Annotated in this window: 26 protein-coding genes; 11 read left to right on the plus strand and 15 right to left on the minus strand. The window is 70.8% G+C overall.

Going from position 1 to position 26,216, the window contains the following annotated elements:
* Positions 1 to 15: 15 nt before the first annotated feature.
* The 3 genes from GLO27_RS14840 to GLO27_RS14850 are packed head-to-tail and all read right to left on the minus strand — an operon-like array spanning position 16 to position 1,495.
* On the minus strand, positions 16 to 609 hold the full coding sequence (locus tag GLO27_RS14840; protein ID WP_292774398.1) for a CinA family protein: 594 nt from the start codon (positions 607 to 609) through the stop codon (positions 16 to 18).
* Complete coding sequence (locus GLO27_RS14845) at positions 606 to 1,019, minus strand: CBS domain-containing protein (protein WP_021201205.1); 414 nt, start codon at positions 1,017 to 1,019, stop codon at positions 606 to 608. The genes GLO27_RS14840 and GLO27_RS14845 overlap by 4 nt, the downstream gene beginning before the upstream one ends.
* The gene (locus tag GLO27_RS14850; RefSeq protein WP_021201204.1) at positions 1,016 to 1,495 is read right to left on the minus strand and encodes a hypothetical protein; all 480 of its coding nucleotides are present in this window, start codon (positions 1,493 to 1,495) and stop codon (positions 1,016 to 1,018) included. Before GLO27_RS14850 ends, GLO27_RS14845 begins: the two co-directional genes overlap by 4 nt.
* Positions 1,496 to 1,686: 191 nt before the next feature.
* On the opposite strand from GLO27_RS14850, the gene GLO27_RS14855 reads away from it, so the two are divergent.
* The 3 genes from GLO27_RS14855 to GLO27_RS14865 all read left to right on the plus strand — a co-directional run bounded on the left by GLO27_RS14855 (position 1,687) and on the right by GLO27_RS14865 (position 4,089).
* The gene (locus GLO27_RS14855) at positions 1,687 to 2,034 is read left to right on the plus strand and encodes a hypothetical protein (RefSeq protein ID WP_021201203.1); all 348 of its coding nucleotides are present in this window, start codon (positions 1,687 to 1,689) and stop codon (positions 2,032 to 2,034) included.
* A 202-nt stretch (positions 2,035 to 2,236) separates the two neighbouring features.
* Positions 2,237 to 3,121, plus strand: a complete 885-nt coding sequence (locus GLO27_RS14860) for an SDR family oxidoreductase (protein WP_167255533.1) — start codon at positions 2,237 to 2,239, stop codon at positions 3,119 to 3,121.
* Between the two features lie 50 nt (positions 3,122 to 3,171).
* Positions 3,172 to 4,089 (plus strand): DMT family transporter, encoded by a 918-nt coding sequence (locus GLO27_RS14865; RefSeq protein WP_029259985.1) that lies wholly within the window; start codon positions 3,172 to 3,174, stop codon positions 4,087 to 4,089.
* Here the strand turns inward: GLO27_RS14865 and yidC are convergent.
* Positions 4,061 to 4,840, minus strand: a complete 780-nt coding sequence (gene yidC / locus GLO27_RS14870) for a membrane protein insertase YidC (protein ID WP_167255535.1) — start codon at positions 4,838 to 4,840, stop codon at positions 4,061 to 4,063. The genes GLO27_RS14865 and yidC overlap by 29 nt on opposite strands.
* Positions 4,841 to 4,906: 66 nt before the next feature.
* A complete protein-coding gene (locus GLO27_RS14875) occupies positions 4,907 to 5,179 on the minus strand; it encodes a DUF6412 domain-containing protein (RefSeq protein WP_029259987.1) in 273 nt (90 codons plus the stop codon).
* 152 nt (positions 5,180 to 5,331) lie between these two features.
* Here GLO27_RS14875 and GLO27_RS14880 point away from each other — a divergent pair, with 152 nt between their 5' ends.
* Positions 5,332 to 6,378: a DUF561 domain-containing protein gene (locus GLO27_RS14880; protein ID WP_167255537.1), complete on the plus strand. Its 1,047-nt coding sequence runs from the start codon at positions 5,332 to 5,334 to the stop codon at positions 6,376 to 6,378.
* 166 nt (positions 6,379 to 6,544) lie between these two features.
* Here the strand turns inward: GLO27_RS14880 and purU are convergent, their stop codons facing one another.
* Positions 6,545 to 7,396, minus strand: coding sequence for a formyltetrahydrofolate deformylase (gene purU, locus GLO27_RS14885; protein ID WP_021201197.1), 852 nt, complete (start codon positions 7,394 to 7,396; stop codon positions 6,545 to 6,547).
* A gap of 116 nt (positions 7,397 to 7,512) precedes the next feature.
* On the opposite strand from purU, the gene GLO27_RS14890 reads away from it, so the two are divergent.
* Positions 7,513 to 8,727, plus strand: coding sequence for a cation:proton antiporter (locus tag GLO27_RS14890; RefSeq protein WP_029259989.1), 1,215 nt, complete (start codon positions 7,513 to 7,515; stop codon positions 8,725 to 8,727).
* Positions 8,724 to 9,194 carry a glutaminase gene (locus GLO27_RS14895; protein ID WP_167255539.1) on the plus strand — a complete coding sequence of 157 codons (471 nt, stop codon included), beginning with the start codon at positions 8,724 to 8,726 and terminating at the stop codon, positions 9,192 to 9,194. Before GLO27_RS14890 ends, GLO27_RS14895 begins: the two co-directional genes overlap by 4 nt.
* A 29-nt stretch (positions 9,195 to 9,223) precedes the next feature.
* On the opposite strand, the gene GLO27_RS14900 is transcribed toward GLO27_RS14895, so the two are convergent.
* From GLO27_RS14900 to GLO27_RS14915, 4 genes are read right to left on the minus strand one after another with little or no spacing between them, the layout of a single operon-like run.
* Positions 9,224 to 9,940, minus strand: coding sequence for a hypothetical protein (locus tag GLO27_RS14900; protein WP_021201194.1), 717 nt, complete (start codon positions 9,938 to 9,940; stop codon positions 9,224 to 9,226).
* Positions 9,941 to 9,983: 43 nt separating this feature from the next.
* Positions 9,984 to 10,724, minus strand: a complete 741-nt coding sequence (locus tag GLO27_RS14905) for a LysR family transcriptional regulator substrate-binding protein (RefSeq protein WP_036271716.1) — start codon at positions 10,722 to 10,724, stop codon at positions 9,984 to 9,986.
* 10 nt (positions 10,725 to 10,734) lie between these two features.
* Entirely contained in the window at positions 10,735 to 11,046 is a 312-nt protein-coding gene (locus GLO27_RS14910) for a hypothetical protein (RefSeq protein ID WP_021201192.1), read from the minus strand.
* Positions 11,046 to 12,620, minus strand: a complete 1,575-nt coding sequence (locus GLO27_RS14915; RefSeq protein ID WP_167255541.1) for a PspC domain-containing protein — start codon at positions 12,618 to 12,620, stop codon at positions 11,046 to 11,048. The genes GLO27_RS14910 and GLO27_RS14915 overlap by 1 nt, the downstream gene beginning before the upstream one ends.
* A 114-nt stretch (positions 12,621 to 12,734) precedes the next feature.
* Here GLO27_RS14915 and GLO27_RS14920 point away from each other — a divergent pair, with 114 nt between their 5' ends.
* Both GLO27_RS14920 and GLO27_RS14925 read left to right on the plus strand, forming a co-directional pair.
* A complete protein-coding gene (locus tag GLO27_RS14920) occupies positions 12,735 to 13,982 on the plus strand; it encodes an ATP-binding protein (protein ID WP_021201191.1) in 1,248 nt (415 codons plus the stop codon).
* On the plus strand, positions 13,975 to 14,634 hold the full coding sequence (locus GLO27_RS14925) for a response regulator transcription factor (RefSeq protein WP_021201190.1): 660 nt from the start codon (positions 13,975 to 13,977) through the stop codon (positions 14,632 to 14,634). Before GLO27_RS14920 ends, GLO27_RS14925 begins: the two co-directional genes overlap by 8 nt.
* A gap of 21 nt (positions 14,635 to 14,655) precedes the next feature.
* Here GLO27_RS14925 and GLO27_RS14930 read toward each other — a convergent pair whose 3' ends face one another.
* The 4 genes from GLO27_RS14930 to GLO27_RS14945 all read right to left on the minus strand — a co-directional run bounded on the left by GLO27_RS14930 (position 14,656) and on the right by GLO27_RS14945 (position 21,318).
* The gene (locus tag GLO27_RS14930) at positions 14,656 to 15,063 is read right to left on the minus strand and encodes a DapH/DapD/GlmU-related protein (protein ID WP_017829277.1); all 408 of its coding nucleotides are present in this window, start codon (positions 15,061 to 15,063) and stop codon (positions 14,656 to 14,658) included.
* An 80-nt stretch (positions 15,064 to 15,143) separates the two neighbouring features.
* Entirely contained in the window at positions 15,144 to 15,917 is a 774-nt protein-coding gene (locus tag GLO27_RS14935) for an Fpg/Nei family DNA glycosylase (protein ID WP_167255543.1), read from the minus strand.
* On the minus strand, positions 15,917 to 16,714 hold the full coding sequence (locus GLO27_RS14940) for an EI24 domain-containing protein (RefSeq protein WP_167255545.1): 798 nt from the start codon (positions 16,712 to 16,714) through the stop codon (positions 15,917 to 15,919). Before GLO27_RS14940 ends, GLO27_RS14935 begins: the two co-directional genes overlap by 1 nt.
* Before the next feature lie 23 nt (positions 16,715 to 16,737).
* The gene (locus GLO27_RS14945; RefSeq protein WP_167255547.1) at positions 16,738 to 21,318 is read right to left on the minus strand and encodes an ATP-dependent helicase; all 4,581 of its coding nucleotides are present in this window, start codon (positions 21,316 to 21,318) and stop codon (positions 16,738 to 16,740) included.
* A 229-nt stretch (positions 21,319 to 21,547) separates the two neighbouring features.
* Here GLO27_RS14945 and GLO27_RS14950 point away from each other — a divergent pair, with 229 nt between their 5' ends.
* Genes GLO27_RS14950 through GLO27_RS14960 form a run of 3 tightly spaced genes read left to right on the plus strand, consistent with a single transcriptional unit; the run spans position 21,548 to position 24,269 of the window.
* The gene (locus tag GLO27_RS14950) at positions 21,548 to 22,309 is read left to right on the plus strand and encodes a DUF998 domain-containing protein (RefSeq protein WP_208323800.1); all 762 of its coding nucleotides are present in this window, start codon (positions 21,548 to 21,550) and stop codon (positions 22,307 to 22,309) included.
* 32 nt (positions 22,310 to 22,341) lie between these two features.
* Positions 22,342 to 23,613, plus strand: a complete 1,272-nt coding sequence (locus GLO27_RS14955) for a sensor histidine kinase (RefSeq protein WP_167255549.1) — start codon at positions 22,342 to 22,344, stop codon at positions 23,611 to 23,613.
* A complete protein-coding gene (locus GLO27_RS14960) occupies positions 23,610 to 24,269 on the plus strand; it encodes a response regulator transcription factor (protein ID WP_029260003.1) in 660 nt (219 codons plus the stop codon). The genes GLO27_RS14955 and GLO27_RS14960 overlap by 4 nt, the downstream gene beginning before the upstream one ends.
* An 87-nt stretch (positions 24,270 to 24,356) precedes the next feature.
* Here the strand turns inward: GLO27_RS14960 and GLO27_RS14965 are convergent, their stop codons facing one another.
* Entirely contained in the window at positions 24,357 to 26,048 is a 1,692-nt protein-coding gene (locus GLO27_RS14965; protein ID WP_167255551.1) for an ATP-binding cassette domain-containing protein, read from the minus strand.
* Between the last annotated feature and the right edge of the window lie 168 nt (positions 26,049 to 26,216).

Genomic DNA, 26,216 nt, shown 5'->3' on the forward strand with positions numbered 1-26,216 from the left:
CCCGGATCGCCGACGCTACTCGTCGGCGTCCTGACCGCGCAGGGGCCCGAGCGGGCGGAACCCCTCGGAATGGAAGGCGAGCAGGCGGACGGCGGCGGCGACGGTCGCGGCCAGTACCTCTTCCGGGTCGCCGACCAGAGCGAGCCTCCGATGACCCGTATCGTCAGCGGTGGCCCAGCCCAGGTAGACCGTCCCCGCGGGGTGACCCCCCTGCGGCTCGGGGCCTCCGACTCCCGTGGTCGACACGGCGATGTCGGCGTCGAAGAGGCGCCGTGCCCCCGCGGCGAGCTGTTCTGCGCACGAGGCGGAGCAGGGATCGGTCCCCGGTGTCAGCCCGAGCACCCGCTCCTTGACGTCGGTCCGGTAGGCGACGACGCCGCCGGCGAACCAGTCCGAGGCCGCGTCGCCGGAGCCGATGGTGTGCGCGAGCAGGCCGGCGGTGAGCGACTCCGCCACCCCGACCCGCAGCGGTCGCTCGGCGGCCAGCTCACTCAGTCGCGCGATGTGGCTGCGCATGCCGGGGCCGCCGCTCGCGCCGTCTGTCTCGGTGTCGTCCGCGTCGTCCGTCTCGGTGTCCGGATCGGCTGTGGGGTCGTCGTGCAGGGTCACCGTGAGATGCTCTCCACCGTCTTGCCGGTCGTCGCCGCGGAGAGCGAACGGGCGATGTCCGCCTGACTGACGATCCCGACCAGCCGCCGATCGGCGATCACCGGCAGGCGTCGCACCTGGTTCTCCTGCATCCGATCGAGGGCCACACGGATGTCGTCGTCGGCGTCGACAGTGACGGGCCTGCCCTTCGCGAGTGCGGACGCCGGCGTCGTCTCCGGGTCCATCCCGAGGGCGATCGCTCCGACGACGATGTCGCGGTCGGTGAGCATGCCCTTCAGCTTGCTGTCCTCGCCGCAGATCGGCAGGGCGCCGACATCCAGATCCGCCATGACGGACGCGGCGATGCGCAGCGAATCGTTCACCCCGATGCACCGCGGACTCGGCGTCATCAGGTCGCGGGTGGTGGTCATCGCTCTTCGCTCTCGTCATAGTCGGGGCGAGGAGGCTGGAGCGGCTGGTCGGAGTATTCGCCACCCGCGCGGCCTCCGTACGGGCGACCGTGATCGGCGAACTCATCCCGCGCGAACACGAGAGTCCACGGACCGGCCGTGAAGTGCGCTCCCGTGCGCAGTGTCTCGGAGTCCTCATCGACATGGGTCGCGTCCACACCCAGGCTCGCGTTCGTCTCGCCCTCGCCGTGCATAGTCAACACATACTCGTCGCGGTCGTCGTGCGTGATCGTGGCATGCACGGGGTCGGTGTCGGCGAGGCGCAGCTCGTTGCCGTCGGCCGAGCCGATGCGCACCACGTCGTCTTCCAGGGCGAATTCGGTGCGTTCGTCGTCCCGCGTGATGCGCAGCCGCGGGTTTCCCGCGCCCCACTGGGCGTGGGTGGTCGTCGGCGTGTAGCCCTCGTCGGGACGGTCGTCGATGTGTCGGTCGTTCATGGCATTGCCCTTCTCGAGTTCGAGTGACCCCGAGGCTAGGCTCCGGTCGATGTCTCGCCGAGGGGGTTGACTTCGGTGTATCGAGTCGGCATCGGGCACACCTGCCCGTGAGGGCGGCATCCGGCGGAGGAGTGCGCGACAATGGACCGAAGCCGTCGTCTCGGCCAGGCAGCGACCAAGGAGCACCACCAATGGGAAAGTTCGTCTACGAAGGCGGCGTGAAGACCGAGATCGAGGACCGCGCCCTCACCCACCTGCAACTCGTCATCACCGCGAAGCTGCGGCGCGGCGAGCCGTTCCCGTTCAGCTGGCGCGAAGATGCGAGCGTGGGCGGCGGGCGCACCACCGTGTGGATCCAGCCCGGGAGCTCGCTCGTCTTCAAGTACTTCGGCAGCCGTCAGCCTTCGATCAACCGCGCGTGGATCGAGGCGCTGGCGTTCACGGCGAACGCTCCGAGCGGTCTGTACCTGGTTCCCGAACCGGCCGAGGCCGGCGACGAGCCCGGTGCCGGAGAGGTTCCGGTCACGCCCCCGCTCTGACCTCCGGGGCTCTCCTCGAGCCCACGCACCTCATCGAGACCCACCGGCGCGGAGCATCCGTCGGTGGGTCTCGGCGTTGCGCCCCGGACATCGACGGCACCCTGGCGAACGGCGAGATCTGTCAACCCCCTGACGAAGGACGGGACGATCGGGGAGGGTTGCTCCGACGACGACACGTCCGACGAGACGAGGAGGATCGGCCATGACCGACGACACCACCGACCCACGGCACGCGCACCGCGAGGAGGGTTTCCCCGCACAGCACCAGGACCAGCCGGGACTGACCGAGGAGACCAGGCCCGAACCGGACCACGGCGAGCGGACCTACGTCGGCCACGGCCGCCTGGACGGACGCCGCGCCCTCATCACCGGCGGAGACTCGGGCATCGGGCGTGCCGTGGCGATCGCCTTCGCACGCGAGGGCGCGGACATCGCGATCGCGCACATGCCCGAGGAGCAGGACGACGCGGAGGACACCCTCGCCCTGGTCCGCGAGGCGGGACGCACCGGAGTGGGCTTCGCCGGTGACCTGCGGGACGAGGCGTTCGCGACCGAGATCGTGGCGGGGACGCGGAGTGCGCTCGGCGGACTCGACGTGCTCGTGCTCAACGCCGGCTACCAGCACGACATCGACGGCTTCGAGAACCTGGAGACGGAGCGGATGCGCCGGGTGTTCGACACCAACCTCGCGGGAATGCTGTTCTCGGCACGGGCGGCCTACCCCCAGCTCGAGCCTGGAGCGAGCATCATCGTGACCGCGTCCGTCCAGGCGTACAACCCTTCGCCGGGACTGATCGACTACGCCATGACGAAGGCGGCGCAGGTGGCGTTCGTGAAGGCGCTCGCGGAGGAGGCAGGAACCAGGGGCATCCGGGTCAACGCCGTCGCGCCCGGGCCGATCTGGACGCCGCTGATCCCGGCGACCGGGTGGGACGCCGAGCGGCTGGCGACCTTCGGAGACGACACCCCGCTGGGCCGGGCGGGACAGCCGGCAGAACTGGCCGGGGCGTACGTGTACCTGGCATCGTCCGAGTCGTCGTACACCTCCGGATCGGTCATCGCGGTCACGGGCGGCAAGGCTCTCTGATCTGCGTCGAGGCGGCGGTCCGGCCGGGGGCCGCCGCCTAAGCTTGTCTGGTGCAGAAGCCCGCCGCGTCCAGTCCCCTCGTGGGGGTCGCGCTCGTCATCGGCTCCTGCCTCTCGCTCCCTTTCGGGGCCGCGGTCGCGGCCCAGCTCTTCCCCGTGCTCGGGCCGTGGGGCGTGACCTCGCTGCGCGTCGCGATCGCCGCGATCCTGCTCGTCGTCATCGTGCGCCCGCGACCGCGGAAGTGGACCCGCCCGCAGTGGCTCGCCGCGGTGCTCTTCGGTGTCTCGCTCGCCGCGATGAACGGCTTCTTCTACGCCGCGATCGATCGCATCCCGCTGGGCCCCGCCGTCGCGATCGAGTTCCTCGGTCCGCTCGTGCTCGCCGCCGTGCTCACCCGCAAGCTCGCGGACTTCGCCTGGGTCGGGGTCGCCCTGCTCGGCATGGTCGTCCTGGGCATCGACGGCATGATCGGCGCCGAGCCGCTCGATCCGCTCGGGGTCGTGTTCATCCTCATCGCCGCCGGCTTCTGGGTGATGTACATCCGGATGAGCGCCCGTGTCGGCGCGCTGATCCCCGGGAGCAGCGGACTGGCGATGGGCCTCGTGGTCGCGGCCGTGCTCCTCATCCCGGTCGGTATCCCCGCCGCATCGACGGTCGCGATGGACCCGCAGCTCCTGCTGCTCGCGGCGATCACCGCGGTGCTGTCGTCGGTGATCCCCTACAGCTTCGAACTCGCGGCGTTGCGCCGTCTGCCGCAGCGGGTGTTCGGGGTGCTGCTGAGCCTCGAACCCGCGTTCGCGACCCTCGCCGGGTGGCTCATCCTCGGGCAGGACGCGACACCGCTGCGGATGCTCGCCGTCGGGCTCGTGATCGCCGCGAGCGTCGGCACCACGCTCGGCGTACGGAGGGACCGTCGCGACGGCGGCCCCTCCGGCCCCTTCACCGCGCCGATACCGCTGCCTGACTGAGAGCGGGCGTCGGCAGCGGGAACCGCCGCCGCAGGATGACACGCTGCACGAGCGTCCACACCACGGTGACCGTGAGATACAGCGCGGCAGCGAGCGGGACGAACGCGGCGAAGACGGCGGTGAGGTAGTGCATCGCCGAGACGACGCGCAGCATGGCGGGGGAGTTCAGCGGAGAGTCGTCCCCCGCCACCGGTGCCGGACGGAAGACGCGACGGGTGATCTCGGCGACGACGATCATCACCGCCAGCAGCACGCCGAAGACGAGGAACGTGGCAGGGGTCGCCGTGCCACCGAAGAGCGCCGACACCAGGCTTGTGCCGAGCGGCGCGCCGAACAGGTCGTGTGCGAGCAGTTCGTTCGGGTGCCCCGCGATCTCCGGTCGGAGGAACAGCGTGTAGAGGATGCCGACGACCGGAGCCTGCGCCAGCACGGGAAGCATCCCGGCGAACGGCGACGTGTTCTCGGCCTTGTACAGCGCCAGCGTCTCCTTCTGCAGGCGCTCGGGGTTCTTCTTGTGGCGGCGCTGCAGCTCACGCAGCTTCGGGGCGAGGCGCGCCCTGGTCTGCTCGGCCTTGGCCTGGGAGATGCCGACGGGAATGAGCAGCGCCCGCACCAGCAGAGTGACGAGGACCACCGCGAGGGCGGCCGCCGAGGCACCGGCGAGGGGGGTGAGGAGGTCGGAGAGCCCGGTCAGGGCGCCGTAGGCGGCGTCGAGGAGGGCGGCGAGAGGGGGGAAGGCGAAGATGTCCATGCGGGTGTCCGTTCGTGGCGTCGGGAAGGGTCGGCGAAAGCCGCGTGATCCCATCGTGTGAACGGACTACGCGGCGGTCGCGACTCCCGGCGCCCGAGGGCGCGGATGCCCCGCGGCATCGGGATCGCTCTGCGTGAGGAGGGTGCCGACGTCGATCGCGCGCAGCGGATGCGGGGCGTCGGCTGTGGCTCCGGGGCGCACGCTCAGCACGATGGCGAGCGTGAGGGCGGTCACGGCGAGCAGCGCGATCGCGAGGCCGAGAGCCGCCGCGTCGGGCATTGAGACGAGACCGAGCGCGGTCGCGACGAAGCTCAGCATCTGCCCGAACCACTCGCTCATGTGCGCGCTCCTCCCTGCGACGAGGGTATCACCGGGGTCGGCGCTTCGCCCCGGCTTCGAATCGCGCGAAGCGTCGCATCGGCGGCTCGAATGCAACCGTTCGCGCGATCCGAACGGGGACGATACCTGCGCCGCGGGCGTAACGTCGAAGCATGAGTGACCTGCGCGCCCTGCTCGGCATCGATCATCCGATCATCCTCGGCCCCTTCGGCGGGCTCTCCTCGACGGCGCTCACCGCGGCCGTGAGCGATGCGGGCGGACTGGGATCGTTCGGCTTGTACGGCTACGACGGCGATCGCATCCGCGCGACCGGGGCCGAGCTGCGTTCCCTGACCGATCGACCGTTCGCGGTGAACATCTGGCTGCCCAGAGGCGATGAGGTCGAACCGAACCCGCAGCACACGGTGTTCGCACAGGCACTTGAGCCCTTCTACGAAGCCGTGGGGGTCGAGGTTCCCGGAAGACCCGAGCGCTATACCCCCTCCCTCGATGAGCAGCTCGACGCCATCTGGGAGATCGACCCCGCGGTGCTGAGCGTGGTGTTCGGGGTGCCCTCCGACGCGCTGGTGGAGGAGGCCCGACGTCGCGGCATCCGGCTCGTGGGCACGGCGACCACCGTGGCGGAGGCGGTCGCGCTCGCCGCAGCAGGAGTGGATGCCGTGGTCGCCACCGGCGCTGAGGCCGCCGGCCATCGGGTGTCGTTCCTGCGCCCTGCCGAGGAGTCGCTCGTCGGGACGTTCGCCCTGATCCCGCAGGTCGTCGATGCGGTCGACGTGCCCGTGATCGCCGCGGGAGGCATCGCCGACCGGCGCGGCGCGGCCGCGGCGTTCGCTCTGGGCGCCGCCGGTGTACAGGTCGGTACGGCCTTCCTCGCGACGGCGGAGTCGGCGGCGAACCAGGCGCACCGTGACGCGATCCGCTCGACCGCCGCCGACGAGACCGTGCTCACGCGCGCGATGAGCGGACGCCTCGCCCGGGGTGCGCGCAACCGCGTGGTGCGGGCGATCGAGGCGAGCGGCACGATCGCGCCGTTCCCGATGCAGAACTGGCTCACCGGACGTTTTCGCACAGCGGCCGGCGAGCAGAACCTGGGCGCGTTGCAGTCGCTGTGGATGGGGCAGGCCGCGCCGCTGGTGCGCCATGGCGTCGCCGCGGACGTGTTCGCTGAACTCCTCGCCGGGGTTCCGGCCGCTCGCTGACGCTCGCTGACGCTCGCTGACGCTCGCTGACGCTCGCTGACGCTCGCTGACGCTCGCTCTGCGGCGTTCCGGTCGCAGTCCCTGCCGCGCTGACGGCCTCGGAGCGACAGGAAGTGCGACCGGAACCCTCGCGAGCCAGACGCTGCTCCACGAGCCAGACGCTCCGCTAGAGGATGACGGTGGACTTGCCGTGCACGATCACGCGGTCCTCGGCGTGCCACTGCACGGCGCGGGCGAGCACCAGGCGCTCGACATCGGCACCGCGGCTCTGCAGCTCGGCCGCCGACTCGGAGTGGGTCACGCGCGTGACATCCTGCTCGATGATCGGTCCTTCGTCGAGATCGGCGGTCGCGTAGTGCGCGGTCGCGCCGATGAGCTTGACGCCGCGATCCTTGGCGCGCGCATACGGGTTCGCCCCGATGAACGCGGGCAGGAACGAGTGATGGATGTTGATCACCGGGGCTTCGAGACGGGTGATGAAGTCGTCGGTGAGGATCTGCATGTAGCGGGCGAGCACGACCAGGTCGACGTTGCCGCGCAGCAGTTCGAGCTGTCGCTCCTCCATCGCGGACTTGTCGCCGGAGGGGATGTGCACGAACGGCACCCCGAACGAGCGGACGGCCTCCGCCAGGTCGGGGTGGTTGGAGACGACCATCGTGATGTCGATGTCGAGCTGTCCCCGTTGGGTGCGCCAGAGCAGCTCCATCAGGCAGTGATCGTACTTCGAGACGAAGATCGCGACGCGCTTGCGGCGCGCCACGTCATGCAGCGACCACTCCATGCGGAAGCGCTCGGCGACGACCGCGATGTCGGCCTCCAGTGCGGGACGCGCGGCCGCCAGCCCGTCGAGGTGGATGACCGTGCGCTGGAAGAAGCGGCCCCCCTCGGAGTCGGTCGAGTGCTGATCGAGCGAGATGATGTTCGCCCCGTGCTGCGCGAGCACGCCGGCCACGGCGGCGACGATGCCGGGCTGGTCGTCGCAGGCGATGAGCAGGCGGGCGGTATCGGGCTGAGACATGGGGGCTCCTCGAGGGTGTGCATCGATTCTGCCGTGGATGCGCCGAGCGGGCGAATCGCGAAAGATCACCCGCAGCGCGTCACCCGCGAGGCGGCGGGCTCACCTACCCTGAGAGCATGGAAGCGAGCGACCTCGGTCTGGTGCTGATCCCCCTGCTGGCGGTCGCCGCGCCGTTGCTCGCGCGTGGTGTGCGACCCGTGGTGCGGGTGCCCATCGTCGTGTTCGAGCTCGTGCTCGGCATCCTCGTCGGCCCGGCCGTGCTCGGCTGGGTCGAGCCGGGACCGCTGCTCGAGAAGCTCAGCGACTTCGGCCTGGCACTGCTGTTCTTCGTCGCCGGAACCGAGATCGACTTCAAGATGGTCGCGGGCAAGCCGCTGGCGCGCGCATCGCTCGGGTGGCTGCTCAGCGTCCTGCTGGGCATCGGGCTGGGGTTCTTCTTCGCGCCGGGGGAGGGCATGGTGGTGATCGGCATCGCGCTGAGCTCGACTGCGTTGGGCACGCTGATGCCCATCCTGCGCGATGCCCGCGAGCTCGACACCCCCTTCGGCCGTGCGATCAGCGCGATCGGCGCGGTCGGCGAGTTCCTGCCGCTCATCGCGATCTCGATCTTCCTGAGCACGCGGACGACGCCGATCGCCACCGTGATCCTCTTGACCTTCGTCGTGCTCGCCGGTCTCGCCGTGCTTCTCGCCAATCGTGTGCCGCATGGACGGCTGCACCGTATCGTGCGCGCCACGCTGCACACCTCCGACCAGTTCGGCGTACGCTTCGTGATCCTCCTCATCGCCGCGCTCGTCGGCCTCAGCGTCATGCTCGACCTCGACATGCTGCTCGGCGCCTTCGTGGCAGGCGCGATCTGGCGCATCATCATGGCGCGCGCCCCGAAGAAGGACGCGGAAGAGGTCGAGAGCAAGATCGAGGCGATCGCCTTCGGTTTCCTCGTGCCGATCTTCTTCCTCTACACCGGCGTCACCTTCGACCTGCAGGCGCTGCTCACCTCGTCGTCCGCGCTCGCAATGGTGCCGATCTTCCTGGTCGCCCTGCTGGTGATCCGTGGATCGGCGGCGCAGCTCTCTGTTCCGCACGGTGCGAGCGTGCGCGATCGGGCGGCCCTCGGGCTCCTCGCCGCGACTGGCCTGCCGATCATCGTCGCGGTGACGGCCATCGGTGTCGACCAGAAGATGCTCGATACCGGCACGGCCGCGGCGCTGGTCGGGGCCGGCATGCTGTCGGTGCTGCTGTATCCGCTCATCGGCATGACGCTCCGCGGCGATCGCGCCGAGGTCGTCGGGCCGACGCACGCCGCCGAATCCACGCAGGGAGAACTGTGACCACCGCATCCGCCCTCCTGACCCAGGCCGTGATGGACCTGAAGGACGCTCCGAAGGAGGGCCTCGGCGAGCAGCGCGACTCCCGGTGGCGCGGGCGTCGCATCGTGCGGGTCGGCGCGGCCTGGCACCTGGGCGTGCTGCTGCTGACCGATACGCATGCGCTGGCCACGAATGAAGTGTTGCGCGCCGCCGACCCCGGTCGCCGCGGCTACACGGCCGAGTCGGCGAGGGAGCGCGCCGAGCGCCGTGCCGAGGCCCTGCGCGGCGGCTTCGACGAGGGCGACGTGGTGCACGTGGGGTGGAGCGTGATCGACGTCGATGCGGTGGATGCCGGCGGTTCCTCGGGTCCGCTCGCCCTCATCGATGCGGTGCCCTCCGTGCGGTGGAGCACCGCCGGTGGATTCATGCCGCTGGAGGCATACCTGCGCGAGCGCGTGGCGCTGCTGCGCGACTCCGCGTCGAGCTGACGCCGGCGAAGCGACTCCGGCGGACCGACTCAGGCGAAGGTCTCGGCGAAGCGGCGCAGGAGTGCTGCGCCCTCGGTGACGGATGCGGCGAGCACCTGCTGCTGAACCGCGTCGAACTCGTCGGGGTCGAAGTAGCCGGTGGTGCGGTAGAAGGTCATCCGGTCGGCGAAGTCGCGAGGGGTGGGCTCGGGGTGGAACTGCGCCGCATACAGGTGCGTGCCCACGCGGTAGGCCTGTACAGGGCAGACCTCGTTCGTCGCCAGCAGCACCGCACCGGGAGGCACGTTCGCCGCGCTCTCCTTGTGCGCGGTGAACACGGTGAGGGCGGAGCCGCTCGGACCGAAGACCGGGTCGAGCGCACCCTCGGGGGTCGTCTCGATCACGGTGGCGCTCGCGGGCTCGGGGGTGTCGGTCACGACGTCGCCACCGAGCATGCGGGTGACGACTCCGATGCTGAAACAGGTGAAGAACACCGCGATCTCCGCCGCCATCGCCGCATCGGCGAGAGTCCGCAGATCGGCTTCGACGCGCAGCTGCTCCGGGGCCTTCACGGCGTCGGAGACGTTGAAGGGCGAGCCGCCGACCACGACGCCGCGGTAGCCGCGCAGGCGCTCGATGTGCAACGGCGTCTGCAGCAGGTCGAGCCGGTCGACCACGTCCACGCCCAGCGCCCGCCGGAACGAAGCGTGCTCGGCATCCGCCGCCCCGATCTCGGGACGCACGCAGATGTAGAGAAGCGAGGCCATCAGGAGATTCTAACGAGCGTGCGGCGGTCGGCCGACGCGGTCGTCAGCGCGAGGAGTTCGCCGTGCGGCCGCGGACGATGCCCACGAACGTCTCGACATCGGGCGTGGTGCGCTCGCGGGGCCAGGCCAGGGCCACGGTCGAGGTCGGTCCGTCCGTGAGGATGCGGTGGTCGGCGTCCTTGCGGTGGTGCTTGCGGGCGAGCGACATCGGGACGATCACGATGCCGACTCCGGATGCTGCGGTCGCGATCGCGTCATCGGTGGGGAGCGCCGCGAACGTCGCCGGGAGTGCGCCCGGGAGGTCGAGGGGACCGAGCACATCGTCGGTCAGCGCGATCACGATCTCGCCCTCCAGGTCTGCCGCCGTGAGGTCATCGGCCGCCATCAGATGCGAGTCCGCCGCGGCGACCACGACGGGGAGCTCGTCGTAGAGCGGGATGATGTGCAACGACTCGTCCAGGAGGGGCAGGCGCACCAGGGCGGCATCGAGATCGTCCAGCGCTGCCCGCGAGGACGCCGCCTCGATCTCCACGAGTTCGAGCGGAACGTGCGGCATCCGCTGCTTCCACGCATCGACCCACTTGCCGGGCGTCGCGCCGGGCACCGCGCCCAGACGGAAGGTGCGCGGTGCCTCGGGTTCGGGCTGCGGAGAGTCGAAGACCACCTTGGTGGTCTTCTTCTTCGGCTTCTGCGGGGGGAAGCGCTCGGCAGGAGCGGCCTTGTTCCGGCGAACCGGTGTGCCGCGGCTTGCGCCCTTCGCGGGCCGTCTTCCCTGATTCGCCATGGGGACCAGGCTACTCGGCGAGCGGCCCCGACACCTCCGGCGACGCAGCGGGGGTCGCGGCCGCGAGCTTGCGCTGCGCCCGGCGGATGAGTCCCGTGGCGCCGCCGACGAGCAGCAGCACACCCGCGGTCAGCAGCAGGATCGTGATGATCGTGGGCGGGGTCAGAGTCAGGAGCGCGTCCGCGACCGCTTCTCGTCGGGCTTCGTCGGCGAGCGCCCAGAGGGCACCTCCCGCGATGGCGGCGAACAGGAGCCCCCAGATGATGGCGGCCCAACGGGTGCGGGGCGGGGTGGTCGTCTCGGTGATCGTCGGCGTGCTCATCACTGGTCTTCCTTCGCGGGCTCGATGACGATGACGGCGATCTCGCCGCTGGTCTGATGGACGGTGACCGGCTGGACCGTGGTCGTCGAGGCGTTCTCCGCGGCGATCTTCACCGACACGGATGAGCGTCCGTCGCGTTCCTCGACGGGCCAGACGCCGCTGTCGACGATCCCGCCTCTCTCCTCGTCCTGCCGCGTCCAGGAGACGGTGGCCGTATCGACGGTGGCGCGCAGATCGAGCTCCACTCCCGGCTGCACATAGATGAAGGTGTTCCCGGAACCCTTGTCCACGACGATCGACCGGGGGCCGTCGTCGTGCGGGTTCAGCGTGACGTACACATCTCCGAAGGGCTGGCGCACATGAGCGGGCGCGTTGTTGCCGATCGAGGCATAGCCGAGCGTGACGCCGGGGAAGGCCGAGAATGCACCGGCCACCAGTCCGCCCACCAGCGTGAGCGCTGTCGCGAAGGCCAGGAAGCCGCTCCGCCGACGGAACGCCCCGGCGACGATCATCCCGAGGGCGAGGATGAGGGCGGCGGCGAGCAGGCCCAGTGCCCCGCCGAGGGCTTCCCCACCGGCGACGAGACCGACGGCGGCGCCCGTGATGATGGCGAGGCCGATCATGGTCGCGGCGAAGGCGAAGCCCGCTCGCGGGTTCGATGCGCGGCGGATGCGGCGGCGCTCGGCCGCCTCCGCGGCGAACACGGCGGCCTCAGCCTGGCGCTCCCGGCGCAGCTGGTCGCGGGCGGCCCGTTCGACATCCTGCTGCTGGCGCCGCCACGCTTGATCCTGTTCCTTCCAGGCGGCATGCTGGGCGCGCCACGCCTCGAGGGCGAGAGGGTCCTGGGATCCGGGCGGCAGCGGGGCCGGCGGCGCCGGCGGGGTCAGCCCGAGCCCGGCATCCGGCGCGGCGGGCTGCGTCACGGTGTCGGCAGCGGGGAGCGCCTGCGTGGAGAGAGTGGCGTCCGCCCCCTCGGCGGTACCCGAACCGTCGAGGGGAGCGGACGCGGCCGGGGCCGTCTGATCTGCGGAAGCCATCGGCAGATCGGACGCGGAAGCACCCGGGGTGCGGCTGGCCGCGCGCACGATCAGGAAGAGCAGGCCGGCGACGAGCACCAGCCCGAGGATCCAGCTGAGGAGGGACAGAGCGGACCAGCCGTCGTATCCGAGCCCGAACAGGCGGCCGGCGAGGGGCGCGGTCGGGAACAGGCCGATGACGGCCATCGCCAGGATGCCCCACTGCACGGGCTGGTAATCGCGGCGCAGGAGGTCGCGCACGTGCACACGTCCGTCGATGTCGGGCAGTAGTGCCCAGGCGGCGGCGTAGAGGAAGATCGTCGGCAGTCCGAACAGGGCCGCGACCACGAGCACACCCCGCACGATCAGCGGGTCGATGCGGAGGCGGGCGGCGATGCCGGCGGCGACACCGCCGAGCCAGCCCTCGGAACGGGCGACGCCGAGACCGGCGACCCAGAGCAGGAAGCGATCGGCACCGCGCGGGATGTCGGTGCCCGGAGCGCCGACGGCCGGAGCGGCGGGGTCGGCGGGGGGTGGGGGCGCAGTCGGAATCGTCATGCTTCGATCCTGGCGGCGACAGCGGGATTGCTGCCATGGGGGGAACCCCTGAACGGACCCTGATTCCGGGCAGGGGAGCCCCCGGAGTACACGTGCGGATGATTGGATTGCCACATGTCCTCTTCGGCGCACGTTCCCGCGCGACCCCCGCGTGCCGCGGCACCGCCGCGCCCGCCGTTGAGCCGCGATCGCGACTGCCTGGTCGCCGGCGTCAGCACCGGGCTCGCGCGTCATCTCGGCGTGCGGGTGTGGACCGTGCGGGCACTGTTCATCGCCCTCACCCTGTGCGGCGGCGCAGGAGTGCTCCTCTACGCCTGGTGCTGGATGTTCACGCCGTGGGAGCAGGGGGAGGGTGCGCCGACGAGGCGGATGCCGGTGGCCTGGCTGCTGCTCGCTCCCGCGGCCGTGGGAATGCTCGTCGTGCTGGTCTGGCGCGGGGGCAGCGACTGGTTGAGCGGATCGATCCCGCCGGACCTCGCCGCGTTGGTCGTGGGCGGTACGGCGGCGCTCGCGACGGGTGCCGGGCTCTGGGCCACGCTGATCGACCGCACGGACACGGCGCGAGGACCCCGGCACACCATGAGCATCCGGATCCTCTCGATCCTGCTGCTGGCTCTGCTGTTCACGATCCTGCTGTCCTGGCCCGTCGCCCGATCCGGCGTGGCACTCGTGCTCCTTCCTCTGGCCGGACTCGCGGCCGTGGTGTCGTCGACGTTGATCCCCCGATGGCGTGAGCTCTCGGGTGAGCGCGTGCGCCGCATCCGCGAGGAGCAGCGCAGCCAGATGGCCGCGCACCTGCACGACTCGGTGCTGCAGACGCTGGCGCTGATCCAGAACAGGGCGGGGGCCTCCAGTGAGGCCGCACGCCTCGCCAGGGCGCAGGAGCGCGAGCTGCGCGCGTGGCTGTACGACGGGGACGCCCCGGCCGACAGCGACCTTCCGACAGACCTGCGCGACTATGCGGGAGCGCTCGAGCTCGACTATCCGGTGCGCATCGACGTGGTCTCGGCCGGTCTGTCGACCGAACGTGCGAGCGGGGAGCTCGCGGCGGCCGCCAGGGAGGCGATCCTGAACGCAGCCCGTCATGCGGGTGGCGAGATCTCGGTGTACATCGAGGGGAGCGCTTCGGGCGTCGACGTGTTCATCCGTGACCGAGGTGCAGGGTTCCGCCTCGACGACGTGCCCAGCGATCGGCTGGGCGTGCGGGAGTCGATCATCGGGCGCATGCGGCGTGCGGGTGGCAGCGGAGCGGTCCGCAGCGACGAGAACGGCACCGAGGTGCACCTGCGGATCATGACGGGCCCGCTCCAGGATCGCCCGGCCGCGCGGCCGGCACCCGCTCGGGAGGAACAACGTGGCTGACAGCATCCGGGTCGTGATCGTCGACGACCACTCGATCTTCCGCTCCGGCCTGCGTGCCGATCTCGACGCGGGCGTCGACGTGGTCGGCGAAGCGGCCGACGTGCCCTCCGCCATCACCGTGATCGGCGCGACACAGCCGGATGTCGTGCTTCTCGACGTGCATCTCCCGGGCGGAAGCGGCGACGATGCGGCCGGCGGTGAAGCCGTGATCCGCGGTTCGGCACCCACCGGCGCACGGTTCCTCGCGCTGAGCGTCTCGGATGCGGCGGCCGACGTGGTGCGGGTGATCCGTGCGGGGGCCAGGGGCTACATCACCAAGGGCTCGTCCGGCATCGAGGTCAGCAGCGCGGTGCGGGCGGTGGCCGAGGGAGACGCCGTGTTCTCGCCGCGACTCGCCGGCTTCGTGCTGGACGCGTTCGGGGCGGTCTCCGGAGAGACCGCCACCGCGACCGACGAGCTCGACCGGCTCTCGGCGCGCGAGCAGGAGGTCATGCGCCTCATCGCCCGCGGGTACGCCTACAAGGAGGTGGCGTCGGAGCTGTTCATCTCGATCAAGACGGTCGAGACGCACGTGTCATCGGTGCTGCGGAAGCTGCAGCTGTCGTCGCGGCACGAACTCACCGCATGGGCGTCGGAGCGGCGCCTGCTGTGAGCCGGCTCAGGGCTCGGCCGGTCAGGCCGCGAGCCACAGGCCCTTCTGGTCCGTCGCGATGGTGAGTCCCGCGGCGACCGTCTCGTCGTCGCCGATCCTGGCGCCGCGGACGATGCGCGCTCCGGCGCCGATGTCGGTGCGGACACCCACGTAGGCGTGATCGCCGATCGCCGCACCGTGGCCGACGTGCGCGTGCGCGTCGACGAACGCGCCTTCGCCGATCACGGCATCCTCGTCGATCCAGGCGCCGCGGGCGATGGTGGCCCCGGCGCCGACGCGCGCCCCCGGTTCGATATACGCACCGGCCTCGATGTGCGCTTTCGGGTGCACCTTCGCGCCGTGCGCGACGAGACCCCGGCCGTTCGCGTGCTTGCGATACCGCAGCGTCGCGCCCTGGTCGTTCTCGATGTCGACGTAGTTCTTGCCCACGATTCCTCCCGTGCTCCGGAGTTCTCCGGATATATCAACAACCACGGCAGCGGCGGATTCATTCCCGCGGATGGATGTGGTCAGCGCTGGCAGGAGGGGCACCAGAAGGTGACGCGCTCGCGGGTCGGATCGGCGCCCTGCTCGCCGCGTCGGATGAGGGTTCCGCAGCGTCGGCACGGGCGTCCGGCGCGACCGTACACCCAGGTGCCCTGACCTGGGCGATCGATGCCGGTGAAGGTGCGGTGGCGGCGGTCGCGATTGGCGCGGATGGTGCGGACGCCGAGATCGATGAGGGCGGACACATCGACGTCCGGCGTCGGCGTGGTCGGCAGGATTCCACGCAGGAACAGGAGTTCCGCAGCGTACTCATTGCCGAACCCCGCGACGTTGCGCTGATCGAGGAGCGCGACATGGATGCTGCGCGTATCGGCCCCGAGACGCCTGACCGCTTCGGCCGCGTCCCAGCTGTCGGCGAGGGGATCCGGCCCCAGGTACCCCACGAGCTGGTCCTCGTCGCGCGTGGCGACGACCTCGATCTCGGCGATGTCGACGCCCACGGCTTCACTCCGCGGTGTGCCGACGACGGCGCGCACCTTGAACGCCGGGTGCCGCCACTTCTCTCCCGGGCGGTACGTGAACCAGGCGCCGTCCATGCGCAGATGCGAATGCAGTGTGCTGTCGCCGATGCGCATGAGCAGATGCTTGCCGCGGGGAACCACGCCGTGCACGGGCTGCCCGGTCAGATCGAGCGTGGCGAACCGGGGGACGCGGAGGTCGAAGCGGGTGACCTCCGCACCGGCCAGCGCTTCGTCGAGGCGTCGGGCCGTGCGGAAGACCGTGTCGCCCTCGGGCATCAGGAAGCCCCGAGGGGCGCGGGCGGGGGCGGCGTCGGGGTCGTCGTCGTGGGCAGCGCAGCGGTTCCCGTGCGGGTGAGCATGTCCCGCGCGAGCATGGTGCTGCCGGCGACGGCGGCGGGCATGATCGCGACGGCGCCGCCGGGGATGAGGAAGCAGAGCTGGGTCGCGACACCGAAGCCGAGCACCCGTGCGCGGCTGCCGGAGAACAGCACGGCTCGGTCGGCGGGGTTGAGGTCGCGGGCGTCGAAGGCGCGGCCCGTCAGTTCGCGTGCGAGCAGTCGACCGGTGAACACGACACCGGCGATGGGGCCGAGGAATCCACCGACGGCCGGGATGAGGCCGATCAGCAGCACGAGGACCGCGATCAGGATGCCGAGCAGGACCAGTCGGAGCCCTTCGCCGAGGGCGCTCCAGAAGCCGCCGCCGTCGGCAGGGGGAGCGTCACCGAGATCGACCTCGACCGCGTGCCAGATGCGCTGATAGAACGGGTCGCCGATCGTCAGGGTCAGAGCGCTGAACACGACGCTGGCCAGGGCGAGCGCCGCCGCGACGATCACGAAGCTCACTGCGGACCGCAGCAGTCCGCGCCACGGTTCGAGCCACCCCTCGGCGAACGGCGTCAGCCAGGTGGAGACCGACGGCAGCGAGATGATCAGCGGCACGAGTGCGGCAGCGAGCAGGATCAGCGCGATGATCGCGGGGATCAGTCCGAGCACCATGAGGCCCGGCCGCGTGCGCCACAGGCCGAATCCCCGCAGCAGCGTACGGATGCCGGCGGCGAACTCTCGGATCATGGCTTCCAGCGTAGAGGCATCGCTCAGACGACCTTGCGGAGGGTGTATCCGCGCGGCGTCGCCACGAAGCCGGCCTCCTGCAGGGCGAGCGCGAGTGCGGTGCCGTAGACCCCCTCGCCGTTGATCTTCTCGACGGTGAGGGTATCGAGGCGTCGGCTGCGCGCGGTGGCAGCGAGGTCGGCGGTGGCGGCACGCAGCACGTCGACGTCATCGCTGAACGACAGCACCGTGCGGCCACCGCGTTCCAGGGAGAGCACCAGGGTGCCGTCGACCAGGACGACCAGACCTCCCGCCTTGCGCCCGGGGCGGTGCGACACCCCGTCGAGCTTGGGCCAGCCGAGCGCCGCACCGTAGGGGTTCGCGGGGTCGGTCGCGGCGAGGGTGACGGCCGTGCGGGGTGGTGGATCGGCGAGGCCCGCGTAGGTGCGCAGTCGGTCGACGGTGCCTGAGGCGGCGAATTGCGCGGCGCCGAGCTTCTCGATCACGTAGCCGCGGCGACAGTGCCCCGCCTCTTCGAAACCGGCGAGCACTCGATAGGCCTGCGCGAAGCCGCCGGGCACGCCTTCGGCCTGCACGGCGCCGCGGGTCACGACGCCGTAGCGGTCGAGCAGGAGGCCGGCGGTGACGGTCGCCCGACGGGAGGGATCGGTCTCGAGTGCGGGCAGCAGCGACCAGCGTCCGCCGATCGACGCGGGCCGCGGTGCGGCGGATCCGGTGAAGGACACGCCGCGGTAGGTGCGGGCACGGGGGGCGCGGCGCTTCACCTTGTGTGCCTGCGAGCCGCCGGCGAGAAGAGAGCGGATCGGGGCGAAGGTGTCGTTGGTGACGTAGCCCGACCACGTCAGCGACCACAGCGCCTCGAGCACGGACTGCTCGTTCTCGGCCGCGGCCATCTCTTTCAGCTGGCCGGCGAAGTAGGCGCCGCCGACGTCGAGGGCGATGAGGATACGTGATTCCAGGGAGTCGGAGGCGATCTCGGCGTCGCGCTCCGGGAGGGTGAAGGGCGCGATGTCGGCGGGATGCAGCGACACCCAGCCGTCGCGCCCCGGAAGCGTGCCGTGCCCCGACCAGATGACCTCGCCGGCGGCCGTCAGCTCATCCAGCATCCCGGGGGAGTAGTCGCGCACGCGGGAGGGGAGGACCAACGATTCCCAGGCGCTCGCGGGAATCGGAACACCGGCGAACTGCTCGATCACGCTGAGCACGCCGTCGACGCCGTCGAGGGGGCGACCGATGTGCTGCCAGTCGGGCAGGAATCGGGCGTACGCCTCGGGGGAGACCGGTTCGACCGATCCACGGATCGCGGCGAGCGAGCGCATCCGCAGGCGGCGCAGCACCTCGGTGTCGCACCATTCGATCGCATCGCCGCTGCCCGCCGCCTCCGGCAGGAAGTAGCCGCTCGTGATCCGCCCCGCGGTCTCGAGGCGCTGCAGGGTGTGCCGGGCCACCGCGGCGCCGAGTCCGAACCGGGCGGCGATGGCATCCGTCGTGAACGGGCTGTGCGTGCGGGCATGGCGGGCGACGAGGTCGCCGAGCGGGTCGGCGACGGGTTCGAGGAAGGCGACAGGGACACCGGTCGGGAGCGCAGCGCCCAGGGCATCGCGCAGGCGTCCTGCATCTTCGATCGCCGCGACCCGGCTCGTGCCGGCGATGGTCACGGGGATCGCCCGGCGCGCGGTGATCAACTCGTCGAGCAGGGCGGCTGCCGAGGTGTCGACGATCGAGTCGGGGTCGAGGCGGGCCGTCGCCTCGTCGGCGTCGAGGGGGCCGAGCATCCGCAGCAGGTCGGCGACGCCCTCGAGTCCGCGCGCTCGGCGATCGGGGTCGAGACGCTGCGCCTCGCGCTCGAACTGGGCGATCACGTCGGGGTCGAGCAGTTCGCGCAGCTCGACCGTGCCCAGCAGCTCGCCGAGCAGTGCGGGGTCGACCGAGAGAGCGGCCGCTCTGCGCTCGGCGAGAGGGGAGTCGCCCTCGTACATGAAGGCGCCCACGTAGCCGAACAGCAGGTCACGGGCATACGGCGAGGGCTGGCCGGGCTCGGTCTCGACGAGGCGGATGCGGCGGTCGGCGATCGACGTCGCGAGGGTGCGCAACGAGGGGAGGTCGTAGACGTCCTGCAGCACTTCGCGCAGGGTCTCGAGGATCACCGGGAAGGTCGGATGGCGCCTGGCCACCTCGAGCAGCTGAGCCGACCGCTGTCGCTGCTGCCACAGCGGGGTGCGCTTGTTGGGGTTCATGCGGGGCATGAGCAGTGCCCGCGCCGCGCACTCGCGGAAGCGGGAGGCGAACAGGGCGGAGCCGCCCACCTCTTCGGTGACCAGGTGTTCCAGCTCGTCGGGCTCGAACACGAACAGCTCTGCGCCGGGCGGCTCGGCCTCGGCGTCGGGGATGCGCACGATGATGCCGTCGTCGCTCGCGACCGCCGACCCCTCGACGCCGAGGCGCTCACGCACCCGGGCGTTGATCGCCAGCGCCCAGGGTGCGTGCACCTTCATGCCGTAGGGGGAATGCAGGATGACACGCCAGTCGCCGACCTCGTCGCGACCGCGTTCGACGGTGAGCGTGCGGTCGGTCGGGAGCGTGCCCGTCGCTTCGCGCTGCTCGGTCAGGTGCGCCATGAGGTTCGCGCGCGCCTGCTCGTCGAGTCCGGCGTCGATCAGTCTCTGCGCCGCCTTCTCGGGAGTGGCCGCCGACACCTCACGGGAGAACGCGCCCAGAGCCTCGCCGAGCTCGAACGGGCGGCCGATCCCGTCGCCGTGCCAGAACGGCACCTTGCCCGGCTGCCCGTAGGCCGGGATCACGTTGACGCGGTCGTGGGTGATCTCCGCGATCCGCCAGCTCGTCGTACCGAGCGTGAACACGTCTCCCACCCGCGACTCGTAGACCATCTCCTCGTCGAGCTCGCCGACCCGCGCGCCCGTCGATTCGCCGGCGACGAAGACGCCGAACAGGCCGCGGTCCGGGATCGTGCCGCCACTGGTCACCGCGATCCGCTGTGCTCCCGGTCGCCCGGTCAGCGTGCCGGCATCGCGATCCCACACCAGTCGGGGGCGCAGCTCGGCGAACTCGTCGGACGGGAATCGACCGGCCAGCAGATCGAGCGTCGCCTCGTAGGCCGAACGAGGAAGAGCCTGGAAGGGCGCCGACCGGCGAACAGTCTCGAACCACTCCTCGACCCCGATGGCTCCGAGGGCGCTCGCGGCGACGGTCTGCTGCGCGAGGATGTCGAGCGGGTTGCGCGGCACCTGGATCGCCTCGATCTTGCCCGCGAGCATCCGCTCGGTCACGATCGCGGTGTGCAGCACGTCGCCGCGGTGCTTCGGGAAGAGCGCGGCGCGACTGATCTCGCCCACCTGGTGACCGGCGCGGCCCACCCGCTGCAGACCGGAGGCCGCCGAGGGCGGTGCCTCGACCTGGATCACGAGGTCGACCGCTCCCATGTCGATGCCGAGCTCGAGGCTGCTCGTCGCGACGACGCAGCGCAGCACGCCGGACTTGAGCTCTTCCTCGACCTGCGCGCGCTGCTCCTTCGAGACCGAACCGTGGTGCGCCTTCGCGAGCACGGGATCGGCACCTGCGGTCGCTCCGGCCTGCGCCCTCATGGCGGCGGGTACGGTCGCCGCCGGAAGTTCGACGCCGATCCGCTCGGAGTAGATCTCGTTCAGACGCCCGGTGAGGCGCTCGGCGAGCCGACGGGAGTTGGCGAACACGATCGTCGAGTTGTTCTGCAGGATGCGGTCGACGATCGCCTCCTCGACGTGCGGCCAGACCGAGCCGGTGACCTCGGAGTACTCGGCATCGGCGGCATCCCCCGGCACACCGGGAGGGGGCGGCGGGTTGGTCATGTCATCCATCGGCACGACCACGCCGAGCTCGAAGGTCTTGGATGCGGGGGGCGCGACGATCTCGACCGGAGCCGAGCCGCCGAGGAACCGGGCGACCTCGTCGATCGGGCGGACGGTGGCCGAGAGTCCGATGCGCTGCGCGGGAGTCTCGATGCCGTTCGCGCGGCGCAGCGCGTCGAGACGCTCCAGGCTCACGGCGAGGTGCGCGCCGCGCTTGGTGGCGGCGACCGCGTGCACCTCGTCGATGATCACGGTGTGCACGCCGCGCAGCGTCTCACCTGCGCGGCTCGTCAGCATGAGGTACAGAGACTCGGGGGTCGTGATGAGGATGTCGGGCGGGTCGGACACGAGCTTGCGTCGGTCGCTCGAGGTCGTGTCGCCCGAGCGCACGCCGACCGTCACCGCCGGCGCCGGGACTCCGAGCCGTCTGGCCGACTGTCCGATGCCGATCAGGGGCGAGCGGAGGTTGCGCTCGACGTCGACGCCGAGTGCTTTCAACGGAGAGATGTAGAGGATGCGCGTGCGTGGCTCGCCCTTCGCCGGAGGGGCGGTCTCCGCCATGCGCTCCCGGAACACGCTGTCGATCGCCCACAGGAACGCCGACAGTGTCTTGCCCGACCCGGTCGGTGCCACCACGAGCGCATGCTTGCCCGCGGAGATCGCATTCCAGGCGCCTGCCTGCGCCGGCGTGGGCGCGGGGAAGGCCCCCCGGAACCAGTCCTGCGTCGCGGAGGTGAAACGGTCGAGCACGTCGCTCATCCCTCCATCTTCGTCGAGGCCGGGGACATCGGGGTCGTGAACGATGTCGGCGGAAGGCGGGAGGTTCGCATGCGCACACCTCCCGCGACCGCGAAGCGACGGCTTTCGGCGGAGGTCGTTCCCCTCACATCGCGACGGCGAAGGGGCGTCGTACCTCGGTACGACGCCCCTCGACAGTGGGCACTCCGGGCCGACGCGACCGGGTTCCCTCCGCTCATACCGTCTCCCTATGCCCACCGAGAACACCACCCCTCCGTCCGCCGGAAACGCTCTCCGCATCGTCGCCTCGATCGTCGGAAGCCTGCTCGTCGCCGTCGCGCTGACCATCATCTGGGTCGCCCGTCTGAGCATCGACCGCGTCCTGTATGTGAGCGGACTCGGAGCCGACGGCGAGCCGACCGCGGGATGGTTCGAGCTCGCACTGCTGCTCCTCGTCACCGGTGGCTTCGCTGTGGCCTGGGCCTCGCGCGGGCTGCGTTCGACGGTGCCGTGGTTGAGCATCTGGTCGCCGTCGTTCTCGGTGGCGATGGCATCATCGCTGTTCCTGGTGGCCTCGCAGGTCACGTGCACGACCGGGTGCCCGCTGCCGGTGGGGCCCGCGTTCACCTGGCAGGATCTGGTGCACACCACGGTCGCCGTGCTCGCCTTCGCCCTGGCCGCGTTCGCGATGCTGCAGGTCTCCTTCGTCGAAGGTCGGCGCACGCTCCGGGTGCTCTCGCTCGGCGCGGGCATCTCGACGGCCGTGATCGCCGCGGCGGGAGGCATCCTCTCCCTGCTGCAGTTCCGCACGGACATCGGCAGCATCTTCGAGCTCGTCGCGACCACCATCGGCATGGGGTGGCTCGCGATCCTCGGAATGGACACGGCGGTCGCGCAGCGGCGTCGACGGGTGCGGCGCGAGACGTGGAAACCGGTGGCGCCGACCCTCGACTCGCATCAGAGCACCGCGCGTCGCACCGCGACGGGTGCGCTCGTCGCCGTCTCCCGCTGAGGAACCCGACGTGCGGTGCGTAGAGTCGTCACATGCGAGAGTCAGCATCCGTCGGCGAGAGCGGGGTCCGGTCGGTGGACCTGCCGCGGCCGCCGGGGATTGTCCGGCGGTTCTGGGGAAACCACCCCTGGCTCTTCGACGGTCTGCTCGCCTTCGCCTACCTCGTCGTGAGCGTGTTCTGGGCGGTCGTCGCTCCCCTCTCCTCGGGCGACTGGTCCCCGCTCGCTCCGATCGTCGTCCCTATCGTGCTGGGCGTTCTTGCGGCGGGAGGACTCCTCTTCCGCAGGCATCGGCCGTGGCTCACGTTCGCGGTCTTCGCGGTCGTCGCGGTCGTCGCGCTCATCGCCGACACGCCTGCCGAGCCGATCGGCGTCGGCTTCGCCCTCTACGCGCTCTTCGTCTACCGCTCGAATCGCAGCGGATGGGTCGCCTTCGGGGTGACGGTGCTGGCCGGGGTCGTGGTGCTCCCCGCTCTCGACTGGCTGCGCCGCGGTGCCCCCGATGGCGGCTTCACGTATGTGCCGGGCAGCCTGCTGTTCCTCGTCGTGATGCTGATCGCCGCGCTCCTCGGAGTCACCGTGGGTGACCGGCGGCGCTACATCGGGGCGATCCTCGACCGCGCCAACCAGCTCGCACGCGAACGTGACCAGCAGGCGCGGATCGCGACGCTGGCCGAGCGCGCGAGGATCACCCGCGAGATCCACGACGTCGTCGCGCACAGCGTGTCGGTCATGGTGTCGCTCGCCGACGGCGCCGGCGCGCTCGCGGAGAAGGATCCGCAGCGTTCGCGCAGCGCCATCCAGGAGATCGGCGAGGTCGGACGGCAATCGCTCGTCGAGATGCGCCAGCTGCTGGGCGCGCTCGGCGACGACGCGGACGACGGCGAGGAGCAGAGCCCGCTGCGCCCCAACCCCGGACTGGCGGAACTCACGGCGCTGGTCGAGACCTTCCGCTCCGCGGGTCTGCCGGTGACGGTGCATATGCAAGGGGCGGCGCCCGGGGCACCGGCGCTGCAGAACACGATCCACCGCATCGTGCAGGAGGCGCTCACGAATGCGCTGCGCTATGCCAAGGACCCGCGTGAGGTGCTCGTGAGTCTCGATTTCCGTGGAGAGGTCCTCGTGATCGAGGTCACCGATGACGGCCGGCAGGGCCCGCCGGCGGTCTCGGTCGGATCGGGCCGCGGCCTCGTGGGCGTGCGGGAACGCGCGCGGCTGGCCGGCGGGACGGTCGACGCCGGTCCGCTCCCCGAGGGCGGATGGCGCGTGCGGGTGGAACTTCCCGAACAGGAGGAACAGGGATGACCGAGGAGAAGATCCGGCTGCTCATCGTGGACGACCACGAGTTGATCCGTCGCGGCATGCGGATGGTGCTCGATGCCGAAGATGACATGCAGGTGGTCGGGGAGGCCGTCTCAGGAGCGGAGGCCGTGCACCTCGCGGCCGATCTGCGACCCGATGTGATCCTGATGGACATCCGGATGCCGGAGATGGACGGGATCGAGGCGACCAGGCGCATCGTGCGGAGCACGCCGTCGAGCCGGGTGCTGGTGCTCACGACCTTCGACCTCGACGAGTACGCGTTTGGCAGCCTCCGCGCAGGAGCGAGCGGGTTCCTGCTGAAGAACACCCCGCCCGCGCAGCTGACCGCCGCGATCCGCGCGATCGCCGCCGGTGACGCCCTCGTCTCGCCGCGCGTCACGCGGTCGATGCTCGACCTGTTCGCCACCCGTCTTCCCCGACAGGCCGAGGCGGTCGATTCACGGCTGGACGTGTTGACCGAACGCGAGCGGGATGTCTTCCTCGCGATCGCCAAGGGATACAACAACACCGAGATCGGCGAGAGCCTGTTCGTGTCGGAGTCGACGGTGAAGACCCACGTCGGCCGCATCCTGCTCAAGCTCGATCTGCGCGACCGCGTGCAGGCCGTCATCCTCGCCTACGAGGTCGGCCTCGTCTGACGGTTCCGGTGCGACGACGGCGCGCGCCGAGGAAACGGAGTCCCGGCGCGCGTCGTCGTCTTCCGCGCGTTGTCGTCCTCCCGCGCGTCACTGCTCCAGCGAGACCTCCTGGAGCGCGCCGTCGGCGTCGATCTGGAGTGTCAGATCGAGGTCGAGCCGCCGCAGGAACGCATCGTCGTGACTCACGATGAGCACGGCCCCGCGATAGGCGCGGAGGGCGTCGACGAGCTGGTCGACCGTGTCGAGGTCGAGGTTGTTCGTCGGCTCGTCCAGCACCACGAGGTGGGGTGCCGGGTCGGCGAGCAGCAGCTTCGCCAGCGCGACGCGGAAGCGTTCGCCACCGGAGAGGGCGGCGACCGGTCGCTCGGCGGTGGCCCCTCGGATGAGGAACCGCGCGAGGCGGTTGCGCAGCTCCTTCTCCGGGACGTGCGGCGCCGCGGCCGCGATGTTCTCGAACACCGACCGCGCCTCGTCGAGGCCGTCGACCCGCTGCGGCAGGTAGCCGATCAGGTCGGTATGGGCTTCGGCATGCAGGGCTGGCCGTACGGAACTCAGGACCTCCGTCTCGGATCCGCTTCCTTCCCGCCCCTGCGGCCCGACGGGAGTCATTGTTCCTGAGCTGTGAACGCCGGTGGCGACCAACCGCTCCAGCAGCGTGGTCTTCCCCGCGCCGTTGCGTCCGATCAGCGCGACCCGCTCCGGCCCCTGGATCACCCACGCGCGTTCGTGATCGCCGACCGTCGCGATGCGGCGGCTGCGCGACACCTGCGGGTCGGGCAGCTCGATCTTCATCGACGAATCGGAGCGTACCCGTCGCCCGGCCTCGTCGAGCACCGAGCGCGCGGCATCCTCCTTCGCTCCGACCTCGGTGCGGAGCCTGCCGGCCGATACCTCGGCGGCCATCTTCCGGCCGTGCGCGACGATCTTCGGGACCCGCTTCTCGATCTCCGCCTTCTTCGCCGTGCGCGCGCGGTGGGCGAGCTTCACCTCGGCTTCGATCCGCTGCCGTTTCTCCTTGCGGAGCACCTGGGCGGCGGTGACCTCGGCCTGCTTCGCGGCATCCTGCTCGGCGTCCAGCCACGCACGCCATTCCGAATACGGACCGCCGAAAACGCTCAAGGTCTGGGCGTAGAGCTCGGCGGTGTCGTCCATCAGCTCGAGCAGCGACAGGTCGTGGCTGACGACGATGAGCGTGCCTTTCCAGGCGCGCACCATCGCCGCGAGCTTCGCCCTGGCGTCACGGTCGAGGTTGTTGGTCGGCTCGTCGAGGAGCGTGATCGGTGCGCGGCGCAGGCGGATGCCGGCGATCGCCACGAGCACGGCCTCCCCGCCGGAGAGCTCTCCGACCCTGCGGTCGAGGAAGTCCGGCGCGAGACCGGCCTCCGCCAGGGACGCCTCGGCGCGCGCCTCGATGTCCCAGTCGTCGCCGACCGCGTCGAAGTGGGCGGGATCGACGTCGCCGGCGCTGATCGCCCGCACGGCGTCGAGCGCCTCCGACACTCCGAGAAGCTCGGCGACGCGGCGGTCGACGTCGAGAGTCAGCTGCTGCGGAAGGTACGCGACCTCGCCGGATGCCGTGACCATGCCCGAGGTCGGTTCGAGCTCGCCGGCCATCAGCCGCAGCAACGTCGACTTGCCCGCGCCGTTGCGACCGACCAGTCCGGTGCGTCCAGAGCCGAATGCGCCCGAGACGCCGTCGAGCGCGACCGAGCCGTCGGGCCAGGTGAAGGTGAGCCGGTCGAGGATGACCGACGCGTGAAGAGTGGTGGGAGTTGACATGAGTGTCTCCTGTCGAGTGCGAGGGTGCACTGACACCGAGCCTCTGCCGGGCCGTGACACGCGTCACAGGATGCGAGAGGAGAGGGTCTGCCGTGGAGTCGGCGATCGTCGGGTCAGCGCGCGGAAGGAAGAGCGCGGAGGCGACGGATCAGATCAAAGGACTTCCAG

The sequence above is a fragment of the Microbacterium sp. Be9 genome (assembly GCF_011754135.1).
Taxonomy (GTDB): Bacteria; Actinomycetota; Actinomycetes; order Actinomycetales; family Microbacteriaceae; genus Microbacterium; species Microbacterium maritypicum_A.

Bases quoted from the DNA above. Each gene is read 5' to 3' on its own strand.
- GLO27_RS14845 (WP_021201205.1), bottom strand. From the start codon at position 1,019: ATGACCACCACCCGCGACCTGATGACGCCGAGTCCGCGGTGCATCGGG.
- GLO27_RS14850 (WP_021201204.1), bottom strand. From the start codon at position 1,495: ATGAACGACCGACACATCGACGACCGTCCCGACGAGGGCTACACGCCG.
- GLO27_RS14855 (WP_021201203.1), top strand. From the start codon at position 1,687: ATGGGAAAGTTCGTCTACGAAGGCGGCGTGAAGACCGAGATCGAGGAC.
- GLO27_RS14860 (WP_167255533.1), top strand. From the start codon at position 2,237: ATGACCGACGACACCACCGACCCACGGCACGCGCACCGCGAGGAGGGT.
- yidC (WP_167255535.1), bottom strand. From the start codon at position 4,840: ATGGACATCTTCGCCTTCCCCCCTCTCGCCGCCCTCCTCGACGCCGCC.
- GLO27_RS14875 (WP_029259987.1), bottom strand. From the start codon at position 5,179: ATGAGCGAGTGGTTCGGGCAGATGCTGAGCTTCGTCGCGACCGCGCTC.
- GLO27_RS14880 (WP_167255537.1), top strand. From the start codon at position 5,332: ATGAGTGACCTGCGCGCCCTGCTCGGCATCGATCATCCGATCATCCTC.
- purU (WP_021201197.1), bottom strand. From the start codon at position 7,396: ATGTCTCAGCCCGATACCGCCCGCCTGCTCATCGCCTGCGACGACCAG.
- GLO27_RS14890 (WP_029259989.1), top strand. From the start codon at position 7,513: ATGGAAGCGAGCGACCTCGGTCTGGTGCTGATCCCCCTGCTGGCGGTC.
- GLO27_RS14900 (WP_021201194.1), bottom strand. From the start codon at position 9,940: ATGGCCTCGCTTCTCTACATCTGCGTGCGTCCCGAGATCGGGGCGGCG.
- GLO27_RS14905 (WP_036271716.1), bottom strand. From the start codon at position 10,724: ATGGCGAATCAGGGAAGACGGCCCGCGAAGGGCGCAAGCCGCGGCACA.
- GLO27_RS14910 (WP_021201192.1), bottom strand. From the start codon at position 11,046: ATGAGCACGCCGACGATCACCGAGACGACCACCCCGCCCCGCACCCGT.
- GLO27_RS14915 (WP_167255541.1), bottom strand. From the start codon at position 12,620: ATGACGATTCCGACTGCGCCCCCACCCCCCGCCGACCCCGCCGCTCCG.
- GLO27_RS14920 (WP_021201191.1), top strand. From the start codon at position 12,735: ATGTCCTCTTCGGCGCACGTTCCCGCGCGACCCCCGCGTGCCGCGGCA.
- GLO27_RS14935 (WP_167255543.1), bottom strand. From the start codon at position 15,917: ATGCCCGAGGGCGACACGGTCTTCCGCACGGCCCGACGCCTCGACGAA.
- GLO27_RS14940 (WP_167255545.1), bottom strand. From the start codon at position 16,714: ATGATCCGAGAGTTCGCCGCCGGCATCCGTACGCTGCTGCGGGGATTC.
- GLO27_RS14945 (WP_167255547.1), bottom strand. From the start codon at position 21,318: ATGAGCGACGTGCTCGACCGTTTCACCTCCGCGACGCAGGACTGGTTC.
- GLO27_RS14950 (WP_208323800.1), top strand. From the start codon at position 21,548: ATGCCCACCGAGAACACCACCCCTCCGTCCGCCGGAAACGCTCTCCGC.
- GLO27_RS14955 (WP_167255549.1), top strand. From the start codon at position 22,342: ATGCGAGAGTCAGCATCCGTCGGCGAGAGCGGGGTCCGGTCGGTGGAC.
- GLO27_RS14960 (WP_029260003.1), top strand. From the start codon at position 23,610: ATGACCGAGGAGAAGATCCGGCTGCTCATCGTGGACGACCACGAGTTG.
- GLO27_RS14965 (WP_167255551.1), bottom strand. From the start codon at position 26,048: ATGTCAACTCCCACCACTCTTCACGCGTCGGTCATCCTCGACCGGCTC.